We start from the raw sequence: 10,803 nt of genomic DNA, 5'->3' as shown, positions 1-10,803 counted from the left end.
GTGAGCGCGAAAGCGCAGGTCAGGCCGATGAACGAGATCCACACGGGACCGGGTGAAACGGGGTGGTTGCGGTTCCAAAGCTCGCAATGGGGGTTCGATTCCCCTCACCCGCTCCACAAAACCCCAGTTCAAGGGCCGGTTCTGGCAGTAGGTTGCACGGATCCGCCGGCTGTTCAACAGACTCGTAACGAAAGCAGCGCCCCGCTCGCTTCTCCATCGGGGCGGGTGCCGCACGGGCGCCCCTCGACGGTGTGCGGGCAGCGCGCCGCCCTTCGACGTGTGCCCGACGAGGTCCAGAATTGCGACGGCGCGAGCCGCGGCAACCACGCCAGGCTGCTGGAGCAGTCGACGAAGGACGGGGTGCGAGGGGTCCTGCTCAGCCAGGACCCGAGCGGCTCACCGTCGCCAGGTTTCCCGCGGTCACCATCAACCGCAGTCCGCTGGCGGGCTATTCGGCGACGTTGACGGTGCCCTCCATGCCTGGATGGACGGTGCAGACGTAGGAATGGGTGCCGACCTCCTCGAAGGTGTGCTCGAACGTGCCCTCGGTCTGGAGATCGCTCTCGAAGTCATCGGCGCGGACGTTGTGGGGTTGGGTGCCGACCCACTCCCAGGTAACGGTGTCGCCGACAGAGACGTCCACGCTGTCGGGTTCGAAGACGTTGTCATCGACTGACACGGTGGTTGTGCTCGCCGCGGCGTCACCGTTCTCCGCTGGTGAGGTCTCCCCGCCGTCGCTACATCCGGCGAGGGCGAGCAGCATTGCCGATCCGGCGGCCAGGCCCTTGACGTTCATGTGCATGGGTACTCCGAGATTTGGTGTGGCAATGAGGTCTTCGCCGGGGTTGCGGTATCAGGCGGCGCTGATGCGATAAAGCGATCCTTCGCTGATCGAGAGGACGTACAGCCCGCCGTCAGGTCCGTGCTGGATGTCGGTGATCGTTCCGAAGCCCTTGCCGACGACGTACTCCTCGCTCTCCCCGAGGTCACCCTTCGCTTCGTTGTCGTCCACACCGTCGGCCAGGCCACCCTCCAGCTCCAGGCTTCGCCCGTCGGCGGCCAGCGGATAGCGCAGCAGCGAATCGGTCAATACCGTGCCGACCCAGGCCGTACGTTCTGACGCCTCGCCAAGGCTGTCGTCCCCCACGAACCCGATGGCGGTGAGGGCAGGTGGGTACACGTACGACAGCACCGGCGGTGCATAGACGCTGCCCGGTAGGGAGAACATCGCCGCTTGGGCGCCCTCAGCGTCCTCCGCGAGCATCGACGGAGGGAACTCCGGGTTGTCCAACCCGTCCTCGGTGTCCATCTCCATCTGCCGATAGTCGGCCATCCGCTCAGGCGGACCCATCAGCTGGATCCAACCGGAGTTTGCCCCCGGATCGAAGACGTTGATCTCATCCCACGAATCGTCGCCGTTCTCCGTCTGCCACAGTGCACCCGAGCCCGGCTCGAACGCCAGCCCAAAGCTGTTGCGGATGCCATAGGTGTGGATCATCTGGATGTTCTCGCCGACCTCGCCACCCACCTCCGCGCCGGCGTCGAAGAACGGGTTGTCCTCAGGGATGGTGCCGTCGTCGTTCAGGCGCAGGATCACGCCCGCGAAGTGCTCGTCATCGGCTTGTGGACCGTCGGTGATGTTCTGCAACTGGCCGCGGAGGTTCTGATCGCCCATCATCGTGTAGAGCTTGCCGTCCGGCCCGAAGGTCAGGGGCCCGGCGTCGTGGTTGCCACGGACATTGCCGGAGGTATCGGTGTCCAACGTGTGGCTGGGGAACTCCACGAGGCTCCGATCGAACGTCAGGGCGTCGTCCTCCCATCGGAACCGGTCGATCCGGTTGCCCAGTGCGGGTACCGACGTGGCCTCGTCGCTGTCGGCGCCGAGGAGCTGATCGTCGCCCTCGCCCTCGCCGGTCCACGTCCAGTGCAGGTACACGAACGGTTCTGCGGGGAAGTCCGGGTGCACCGCGATGCCGAGCAATCCACGCTCATCGAAGTAGTTCACCGCCAGATCGATCGCGTCGCCGACGATCTCACCGTCGCGCACGATCCGCACCTTGCCGGTGGCCTTCTCCGTCACCAGCATGTCGTCCTGGGCGAAGGCGACGGCGGTCGGCTGGTCCAACTCCGCCGTCACCACCTCAGCGACCAGCGCGCCGTCAGTCAACGTCACACCCGACGGCTCGTCACGGCCATCGATCGCGTCGGTTGCCTCCGTCGACTCACCATCCTCTGTCGTCTCTGGCGTCGGATCGTCTTCGCCGCCGCCGCACGCCACGATCACAAGAGACGTCACGACGACAATCATCAGCACGCCGAGCAGACGCATGCGCGCCATCAAGGCCACCTTTCAGTCACGGGAGGCACCCCATACCCGACGGGGCACGTCCCTAACAACCTTGTTCCGGGGAGAGCCAGACCAAACACCCCTACTTTACACTTCTATGTTCACTTGGTCCCTATTTAGCCTCAATCCACCGTGCGCCCAGTGAGTGGAGGTGATGCTGTAGCTGATCTTCTACGCCAAGCTCGTCGTCGCCTGCCGGTGTGAGTCCGGTCCGGGTAGCTGCCAGGAGGCCCGGTAGCAGGCTGGCGGCTCGGCCTGGAAACGGGCCGGGTCGAAGCCCAGCGTCGAAAGCCCCGTAGGGGGGAGCAACTGAGCGGTCCGTAACTTGAAGTGAAGCCTGCCACGTCGTTATAGGTTCCCGCTTTCGGGCGGGGGACAGGGAGAGCCGAGCCCCAGGGTGTCAGGGCGAAGGCCATGGAAGCGGTGAAGAGCCTGGAGGCAGCCGTGAAGGACTCCTCGGCGTACGGGGCTCGGAACGTTCAGATGGTGACGGCGGGAACTGGGGAGGCCCTCCCCGGCCCGATGGCCTGCGAGTAGGTGCTGTCGGAGCGTCGCGCCCTATAACCGTTAAGCCGGGAAGTGGGCTGCGTGCCGGGTGGGCGTCGGAGGCGGCCGTAGTACCGGTTGAGCCGAGCGGACAACACAACCGCCGGTGAGGGAAGGGCCGCTGCTTCGTCTGCGCGTTACGCGTGCAGGGAAAGGCTGGTGAGTGCCCTCGTGGCTAGTCCCGCCAAGCAAGACAAGGTCCGAGAACTGCAACGAACGCTGTACCGGGCGGCCAAGGCTGACCCCGGACGACGGTTCCACGCGCTGTACGACAAGGTCCATCGCAGGGATGTGTTGGAGCGCGCGTGGGCCAACGTGCGTCGCAAACGCGGCGCGGCTGGCATCGACCAGGAAACCATCGCCGACGTCGAGGAGTACGGGGTTTCCCGGCTGCTCGACGAGTTGGCCGCGGAGCTCAGGGAGCATCGTTGGCGTCCGCTGCCGGCGCGTCGGGTGTTCATACCCAAGCCCGGCACGTCAGAGCAGCGGCCGTTATCGATCCCTCGCGTCCGTGACCGCATCGTGCAGGCGGCGACGAAGATCGTCATCGAGCCGGTCTTTGAAGCCGACTTCTTGCCGTGCTCGTTCGGGTTCCGCCCGCAGCGTGCGCAGCAGGACGCCTTGCAGGTCCTCATCGATGAGGCCTGGCAGGGCAGACGGTGGGTGGTGGAGTCCGACGTTGCCTCGTGTTTCGAGGCGATTCCGCATGACGGGTTGATGCAGGCGGTCGAGGAACGCATCTGTGACCGCCACGTCCTCAAACTGCTGCGCGCGATGCTGCGCGCCGGGGTGATGCAGGACGGGGCGGTCCGCAAGCCGGTCACCGGCACGCCCCAAGGCGGGGTGATCTCGCCTTTGCTCTGTAACGTCTACCTGCACCGGCTTGACCGGGAATGGCAGACCGACGGCGCAGGGGAGCTGGTGCGCTTCGCCGACCGATGTGGTCGTGTTGTGCCGGAGCCGCCAGGAGGCCGAGCGCGCCCTTGCGGCGCTCGAGGCCATCGTGGGCGGACTCGGGCTGCAACTGAAGGCGGCCAAGACCCGGATCGTGCATCTGCAAGAAGGTGGTGGGGGGCTGGACTTCCTCGGCTTCCACCACCGCTGGGTGCGCGCCGAGTCGCAGCGGCACCGTCACGTGCTGTTCCTGGCCCGCTGGCCTTCTGACAAGGCGATGCGACACGCCCGCGACCATGTCCGTGAACTCACGGATCGGCGCAGGCTGTGCTTGCCGGTCGAGGAGATCGTGCGAGACGTCAACCGCGTCTTGCGCGGCTGGGCCGAGTACTTCCGTTACGGAAACTCGACCCGGCACCTCACCAAGATCAGGGATTACGCGCTGGAACGTCTCGCGCTGGTGGTGGCTCGCCGTCACCAACGGCCGCGACGTTACGGCTGGTCGGTAGTTGCCTTCCAGTCGCCCAACCAGCTCGGCCTGATCCGCCTTGAAGGGATCGTCGTCGCCCCCAGGCCAAACCGGGCCTGGCGGGGATGAGCCGAACGCTGACGGTGAAAGACGTCGGTGAGCCGTGTGCGGGAGAACCGCATGCACGGTTCGACGGGCGGGCGCTGGAAACGGAGCAGCGACCCACGGGGCGGCGGACGAGGTCTGCCGGGAAAGACACGGGACGGAGAGTCCTGCCAACCCCACGGTCAACCACTGCCACCGCGCCAGCGTCCGACCCTACGGCCAGCTTCGTGGGGGTGGTCGGAAGTGTCGCTGAGGCGGTCGTTCTTTGAACGGGCTGGCGATGATGGCGTCGGGGCGGTTTTGGAGTGGGAGGAGTCGGGTTGGGGGCAGGCTGCCGCGCCCGGGCGGGGTTCCGGTGTGTCGCGGATGGGGTCGTGTCGGTCAGGTGGGCGGCGGGGGCCCGGTCAGGTGGGCGCGGGGATCGCGCGGATGGTCGCAAGCGCGGCGTCGTAGGCGTCGGCCCAGGGCCAGTTGCGGGGGAACCGCAGTTTGATGGTGCGGGCGGTGTTGACGAGTCGTGCGGGCGTGGCTACGAGCTTTCGTCGCAGCGTCTCGGCGGTGGCGTCGGCCCATCGGCCTCCGGCGGCGCGTAGGGTCCAGCGGGCGAGGTTGTGTGCCAGCACGGCCAGGGCGAGCCAGGCGGCGTTGGCGAAGAACTTGCCGGAGGGCACGTGGGCGAGGCCGCCGGCTTTGAGGTCGCGGATGCCCAGCTCAACCACGGCGTGACGGCGGTGGTCGGCCTCCAACCAGACCGTGTCGCCGGGCCGGTCGGTGAGAAACGGGTGGTAGTCAAACACCACGTCCAACGCCAGCTGGGAGCCCGGCGTGGGCCGCACCCGGCGCACGATCAGGCGCAGCTCGCGCGCGTCGCGGGTGCCCTTGAATGCGGTGTAGGTCGTCTCGGCGACGTCGGCGCCGCCGTGCATCCAGTAGTCGATCGGCACCCACGCCGACTCGGGGATCGCCTCGATCGCTTCCTTGACCGGCTTGAACAGCTTCACCGTGACTGAGAAGCGCGCGTCGTGGGCGACGCAAGCGTTGACGAACGCTTTGGAGTAAAACGCCGAGTCCGCCCGCACCGTCAACGCACCGGTCGCGCCGGCGTCACGGACCCGTCGCAGCGTCTCGCGCACGAACGTGCCCGCCCCGCGCGCGGAGCCGGCGTTGCCGCCGCGCATGCGCGCGTGCAGCACCTCGCCGGTGCCGACCAAGGTCGCCACCAGCGGGTGGTAGCCGCGCACCTTGGTGTAGCCGAACTTCGCGCCGTGCTTGGCGGTGCCATACGCCTGACAGATCGTGGAGTCAACGTCGATGGTCAGGTCGGCGTCCAAGTTCGGCCCGAGCCCGGCTGCCCACGCGCGCGCGAGCACGATGCGCAACACCGCGTCGAACATGCGCACCGCCGCCCAGTTGAACCCGCGCAGCCACGTCCCAATCGTGGACGGCGCCCGCGTGTGGGTGAACACCTTCTCGGCCGCGCCCGCGCGCAACACCTCGGTGTCGTCGATGCAGTCGCCACCGGTCAGCATCGCCCCCACCACCGTCAACGCCTTGATCCCGCTGTTGGCCCGCCCGGTGGCAGCCGCGGGCAACTTGACCCGCTTGTCGATCAGTCCGGCGATGCGAGTCCGAGGCCACCGCGCTCGACCCCTCGCCCCACAGGCTTTCGCGGCGGGCGGCGAAGGTGGCATCGGCGATGGCGATGGCGATCGCCTGCGCCGCCTCCACGGTGAGGTAGCGGCGGCGGGCGTAGCGAATGTCGGCCTCGCTGTGGCCGTGGCCACCGGCGGCCACGGCCCGGATCCCGGTGGTCCCGTCATCAAAGACCTCAAAGACCATGGCGGCCTGTCGCACCTGCCCTCGGGCATCTTCAACGCCAACGCCGCGTGGCTGACCCTGACGGTCCTGGCGCACAACCTCGGCCGCTGGACGCTGCTGCTCGGCAAAGGCATCGACTGCTGGTCGTCGACCAAGACGCTGCGCCGCAAGCTGGTGGCCTGGCCCGCCCGCATCGTCAACCACGCCCGCCAAACCGTCCTGCACGCCCCCGCCGACTGGCCCTGGGCCGACGCGGTCCACGCCATGCTCACCCGACTGCGCGCCCTGCCCGCGCCGACCTGAGCACCCCCCGCCCGTCCTGCCCGCCACGACCCCACACGCCAGCACCCGCCCCACCGCCCGGGCCCGCCCAAGCGACCCCCAACACCGCGTTTGCGTCCTCATCGACCTCTCGTCACAGCCGCCGACAGGGCGTCGTGACGTGCCAACCCTCTATCGCCTTCCCCGCCACGCGTCAGCGAACCTCATCGGTGTATTTCGGCTCAGGGCCGCCGTTGGCTATCCTGTCGACCAGCTCCTCATCAACGTCCACCCAGTCACAGGAGGGATCACAGCGACCATCGCCCCGAATGCCGCCGAGGAAGCGGACCACGTCCCTGGCCATGCCGCAGATGTTGTGAGCGATCACCCGCCAGAGCGGGTACTGCAGCGCCCCATCCGATTCCGAGGCAAGTGGCGACACCCGATCGATATGGGCCGACACCCGGTTTCCATCAATGAGGATGTGCAGGCTGTTCTCTGGGACCGCCTGCCGGTAGGAGACCGTTCCCGGATGGAAGATCCGCCCGAGGCCGCTGTCACGGCGGAACGCGCCGTGGCTGTCGAGTTCTTGGAACAAGTCCGCTCGCGTCGCCGTCGGCACCGGGTGGGCTGGCGAACCTTGTTGGAAACTCACCTGGCAGTCTCTCCACGTCGGTCTGGGTTTTGCCTAGCGGTTGCAACGACGGGCAACGAGCCCTTTCAGCAGCCCCCCGCAGCGAGGACCGCAGCGTGCCCAGTACACCCTGCACCTTCTTCCCGCGGTCAGCGCGCTTCTCGGCCCGGATCCTGGACCGTCGGCGGCGCAGCCCGTTCGCGATGGCGCCGACTGCCGCAGCACTTCAGGAGTACCTCCACGATGGTGGCGACGCGCGCGCCCCTCAGGAGATAATTGCTGCCGTGTCGACCAACCATGGTCTGCCCCGTTCTCTCCACGTCGTCGGTCTGAGTTCCTTCACGGTCCATGCTTATGCTTATGGCCCTTCGGCTCGGTCAAGTCGGGCGGCTCTGCGCTCCGGAGGACTACACCGCCTGCGTCGGCTCGTTTTCTACCGCCAAGAACGATTGGTGAAACTTGTGGATGTCGACGCCGTTGAGGGCCACCGTTTACACGTGCGCGCAAGAGGTCGCCACCACTCCGCAGGTTGTGGTGTGGGCATGGTCGACGATCCCTCGACTGGCACGGTGAGAGTTCCTCGGGCAACGATGATGCTTCGACGTCATCGCGGCGTGAGGGCGTGACCGGGCCCCGGGGCTTGTCGGGGTCCACGAGGACGAACAGTTCCCCGGTCGCGGCGTAGAACCCGTCGGGCATGGCCTGGCAAGCGACGACACGTCGAAGTCGCGAGTGCCAGGGCTAGGCCGTGTACCCCGTTCCGGTGGTGTCCTCACGAGGTGAGATCGGCGAGCGGGACGTCCAGATCTTCGAGTCGTTCGCGGACGATGGGACGGTCAGCGCGGATGAGCGTCTTGAGGTCGTCGACGACGTCCCAGATGTTGACGTTCATCGCAGCGGCCACGTGCTCGTGGTCGTCGAGCCAGAAGGCGATGAACTGCCGCTGGTCGGTGTCGCCGCGGATGACGACGCGGTCGGGTTCGGGGGCGCGTCCGACGTACTCCATGCCGAGGTCGTACTGGTCGCTGTAGAAGTACGGGAGCCGGTCGTCGGTGTCGCTGGCGCCGATGAGGTTGCGTCCGGCGGTCTTGCCCTGGTTGAGGGCGTTGGCCCAGTGCTCGACACGCAGATGCGTGCCGCTGCTGGGGTGCCAGGCGCGGGCGACGTCCCCGGCCGCGAGGATCGCCGGGTCGGAGGTCGTCAGGGTCTCGTCGACGACGATCCCGTCGTCGACCTTCAGACCAGCGTCGGCAGCGAGATCGGTGCGCGGGACGGCCCCGATGCCCACGACGACGAGCTCGGTGTCGAGGGTCGTGCCGTCGGTGAGGGTGACCTGTTCGACGCGAGCCGTTCCGGATGCACCGGAGACCCTGACCCCGAGCCGTAGTTCCACACCGTGCTCGGCGTGCAGGCCGCGGAACACCTCGCCGACCTTGGTGCCGAGGACGCGTTGGAGCGGCACGTCGAGTGGGTCAGCGATGGTCACGTCGACCCCCAGTCTCCGGGCAGCGGCTGCGACCTCGCAGCCGATCCACCCCGCACCGACCACCGTGACGTGGTTCACCGAGCGCAGTTGGTCGCCGAGGCGGCGGCTGTCGTCGAGGGTGCGCAACGTGAGGATCCCGGCGAGGTCGCCATCGCCGAGTGGGAGCCGTCGGGCGGACGCACCGGTGGCCAGCAGCAGCCGGTCGTAGGTCAGCTGTCGGCCGGTGGCGGTGGCCACGGTTCGCCGGTGCCGGTCGATCCCGGTGACGGGGTCGTCGAGGTGCAGAACGATGTCCAGGTCGTCGTAGTGCTGGGCCGGGTGGACGTAGATATCCTCCTCGGGCGACTCGCCGAGGAGGAAGCCCTTGGATAGGGGTGGGCGCTCATAGGGGAGGTGTGGTTCGTCGCCGACGATGGTGATGGTGCCGTCGAACCCTTCGGCCCTGGCGGTCTCGGCGGCTTTGGCTCCGGCCAGGCCGCCGCCGACGATGACGATGTCGCGGATCTGCTCGGTCATGGTGCTGCCTTTGCGTTGCTGTTTCGTGTGAGGTGCAGGAACTCGGCACGGGCTGCCTGATCGTCACGGAGCCTCCCGCATAGCCGGGAGGTAACGGTGCGCGCACCTGCGGAGCGGATGCCTCTGATGCTCATGCACAGGTGCTCGGCCTCGATGACGACGCCGGCGCCCTTGGGCGCGAGCCGGTCGTTGAGCCAGCCAGCGACTTGGGTGGTCATCCGTTCCTGGGTCTGGGGCCGACGGGCGAACGCGTCGACGAGTCGGGCGAGCTTGGACAGCCCGACGATGCGCTCGCCGGGGAGGTAGCCGACGTGGGCGACGCCACGGAACGGCAGCAGGTGGTGTTCGCACAGCGACGTGAAGGGGATGTCGGTGACCACGACCAGCTCGTCGTAGCCGCCATCGTTGGGGAAGGTCGTGGCCGAGAACGGCGCAGCGGTGAGCAGCTCGGCGAACATCTCGGCGATCCGGGTCGGTGTGCGCTCCAAGCCTGGCGAGGTGGCGTCGAGGCCGAGCGCATCGAGGAGTTCTGCCGCGGCGTCGGCGGCACGGGCCAGATCGATCGACCGTCGGTGCGAGGCCACCTCGCAGGCTGCCGACGCCGCGGCGGACGGGGCGAGGGTGGAGGTGGTCACTGTCCGGCTCGGGCGGGCCGGGCCGAGGGGCCGTAGACCGTGGCCAGCCGGGCCAGGGTCAGCGCGCCCAGCAGCAGCCCGAAGTCGCGCAGCGCGATGTCGAGGAAGCCGCCGGCCGCGAGCAGGTTGACGATGATGCCGCCGAGCCAGACAGCGACGACGTAGCCCCCGATCTTGGGGCGCACCGCGACGAGGATCCCCGCCACGATCTCGATGACCCCGACCAGCAGCATGGCATCGTTGGCGGAGCCGGGGATGATCGCGTCGAACCCCGACCACAGGTAGGTGGGCCAGTCGACCATCACGTCGAAGAACTTGTCGAGGCCGAACAGGATCGGCGCTGCCGTGAACCCGACCCGTAGCAGGGTGAACGCTTGCGCACCGGGGTCCGACAGGTCAAGAGCCCTGGCTGGGGTGCCAGAGTGTGTGGTGGTGGATGCCATGGTCACTCCTCCTCTGTAAGATGAAGATATCTCCACGTTAGACACATGGGTGTCTAAAGTCAAGTCTCGCTTACTATAGAAGGGATGGCCATGGTCAAGCAGACGGGTGACCTCGAGCGGCTGTGCAGCCTCGATGACGCCAAGCGCCGGAGGCTCTACGACTACGTCGCGGGCCAGCGCGATCCCGTCACCCGCGATCAGGCCAGCCAGGCGCTGGACATCGAGCGGTCCACCGCCGCCTACCACCTCGACAAGCTCGTCGAGGGGGGGCTGCTCACCGAGTCGTTCGCCCGCCCCGACGGCCGCGGAGGACCCGGCGCGGGGCGTCCCGCCAAGCACTACGAGCGCGCCGACACCGAAGTCGCGGTCAGCGTCCCCTCGCGCGATTACCAACTCGTCGCGGAGCTGCTCGCGCGCGCGATCGAAGCCGACCCGCACGGGACCGTGCGCTCGGAGCTCGAGAAGGCCGCCCGGACCCATGGCACAGCACTGGCGGACGACCGGGACCCCATCGACGACCTCGCCGACGCCCTCTCGGACCTCGGGTTCGAGCCCTACGACGACGACGACGGCGTCATCAGGCTGCGCAACTGTCCGTTCCACCGGCTCGCCCGCGACCACACCGAACTCGTGTGCGGCATGAACCTCG

At 67.8% G+C, this 10,803-nt stretch carries 11 protein-coding genes; 4 read left to right on the top strand and 7 right to left on the bottom strand.

Translation table 11 applies throughout. The annotated features are described in order from the left end of the window. Window positions 1-448: 448 nt before the first annotated feature. Both WD250_03900 and WD250_03895 read right to left on the bottom strand, forming a co-directional pair. Entirely contained in the window at window positions 449-802 is a 354-nt protein-coding gene (locus WD250_03900) for a plastocyanin/azurin family copper-binding protein (GenBank protein ID MEX2619342.1), read from the bottom strand. Between the two features lie 51 nt (window positions 803-853). After that, window positions 854-2,329: a PQQ-dependent sugar dehydrogenase gene (locus WD250_03895; GenBank protein ID MEX2619341.1), complete on the bottom strand. Its 1,476-nt coding sequence runs from the start codon at window positions 2,327-2,329 to the stop codon at window positions 854-856. 723 nt (window positions 2,330-3,052) lie between these two features. Between WD250_03895 and WD250_03890 the strand changes: the two genes are divergently transcribed. Together WD250_03890 and WD250_03885 are read left to right on the top strand one after the other, a co-directional pair. After that, window positions 3,053-4,057 (top strand): reverse transcriptase domain-containing protein, encoded by a 1,005-nt coding sequence (locus tag WD250_03890; GenBank protein ID MEX2619340.1) that lies wholly within the window; start codon window positions 3,053-3,055, stop codon window positions 4,055-4,057. After that, window positions 4,029-4,385, top strand: coding sequence for a group II intron maturase-specific domain-containing protein (locus WD250_03885; protein MEX2619339.1), 357 nt, complete (start codon window positions 4,029-4,031; stop codon window positions 4,383-4,385). The genes WD250_03890 and WD250_03885 overlap by 29 nt, the downstream gene beginning before the upstream one ends. A gap of 380 nt (window positions 4,386-4,765) precedes the next feature. Here the strand turns inward: WD250_03885 and WD250_03880 are convergent, their stop codons facing one another. Further along, complete coding sequence (locus tag WD250_03880) at window positions 4,766-6,052, bottom strand: IS1380 family transposase (protein ID MEX2619338.1); 1,287 nt, start codon at window positions 6,050-6,052, stop codon at window positions 4,766-4,768. On the opposite strand from WD250_03880, the gene WD250_03875 reads away from it, so the two are divergent. Continuing rightward, a complete protein-coding gene (locus WD250_03875) occupies window positions 5,982-6,482 on the top strand; it encodes a transposase (protein MEX2619337.1) in 501 nt (166 codons plus the stop codon). The two genes, WD250_03880 and WD250_03875, sit on opposite strands and share 71 nt — an antisense overlap. Window positions 6,483-6,654: 172 nt before the next feature. On the opposite strand, the gene WD250_03870 is transcribed toward WD250_03875, so the two are convergent. The 4 genes from WD250_03870 to WD250_03855 all read right to left on the bottom strand — a co-directional run bounded on the left by WD250_03870 (window position 6,655) and on the right by WD250_03855 (window position 10,154). After that, window positions 6,655-7,095, bottom strand: coding sequence for a hypothetical protein (locus WD250_03870; protein ID MEX2619336.1), 441 nt, complete (start codon window positions 7,093-7,095; stop codon window positions 6,655-6,657). 751 nt (window positions 7,096-7,846) lie between these two features. After that, window positions 7,847-9,076, bottom strand: a complete 1,230-nt coding sequence (locus WD250_03865; GenBank protein ID MEX2619335.1) for an FAD-dependent oxidoreductase — start codon at window positions 9,074-9,076, stop codon at window positions 7,847-7,849. Further along, window positions 9,073-9,711: a GTP cyclohydrolase I FolE gene (gene folE / locus WD250_03860; protein MEX2619334.1), complete on the bottom strand. Its 639-nt coding sequence runs from the start codon at window positions 9,709-9,711 to the stop codon at window positions 9,073-9,075. Before folE ends, WD250_03865 begins: the two co-directional genes overlap by 4 nt. Further along, the gene (locus WD250_03855) at window positions 9,708-10,154 is read right to left on the bottom strand and encodes a hypothetical protein (GenBank protein ID MEX2619333.1); all 447 of its coding nucleotides are present in this window, start codon (window positions 10,152-10,154) and stop codon (window positions 9,708-9,710) included. The genes folE and WD250_03855 overlap by 4 nt, the downstream gene beginning before the upstream one ends. 90 nt (window positions 10,155-10,244) lie before the next feature. Between WD250_03855 and WD250_03850 the strand changes: the two genes are divergently transcribed. Then, a partial coding sequence (locus WD250_03850) for a helix-turn-helix domain-containing protein (protein MEX2619332.1) occupies window positions 10,245-10,803 on the top strand: 559 nt, incomplete at its 3' end.

It is taken from the genome of Egibacteraceae bacterium, assembly GCA_040905805.1.
Taxonomy (GTDB): Bacteria; Actinomycetota; Nitriliruptoria; order Euzebyales; family Egibacteraceae; genus DATLGH01.
Note: the sequence above shows the minus strand (reverse complement) of the source record. Positions and strands in the feature narration are given on the sequence as shown.

Coding starts and splice junctions, on each gene's coding strand:
- WD250_03900 (MEX2619342.1), bottom strand. CDS start 802: ATGCACATGAACGTCAAGGGCCTGGCCGCCGGATCGGCAATGCTGCTC.
- WD250_03880 (MEX2619338.1), bottom strand. CDS start 6,052: ATGCCACCTTCGCCGCCCGCCGCGAAAGCCTGTGGGGCGAGGGGTCGA.
- WD250_03855 (MEX2619333.1), bottom strand. CDS start 10,154: ATGGCATCCACCACCACACACTCTGGCACCCCAGCCAGGGCTCTTGAC.
- WD250_03895 (MEX2619341.1), bottom strand. CDS start 2,329: ATGCGTCTGCTCGGCGTGCTGATGATTGTCGTCGTGACGTCTCTTGTG.
- WD250_03865 (MEX2619335.1), bottom strand. CDS start 9,076: ATGACCGAGCAGATCCGCGACATCGTCATCGTCGGCGGCGGCCTGGCC.
- WD250_03875 (MEX2619337.1), top strand. CDS start 5,982: ATGCGAGTCCGAGGCCACCGCGCTCGACCCCTCGCCCCACAGGCTTTC.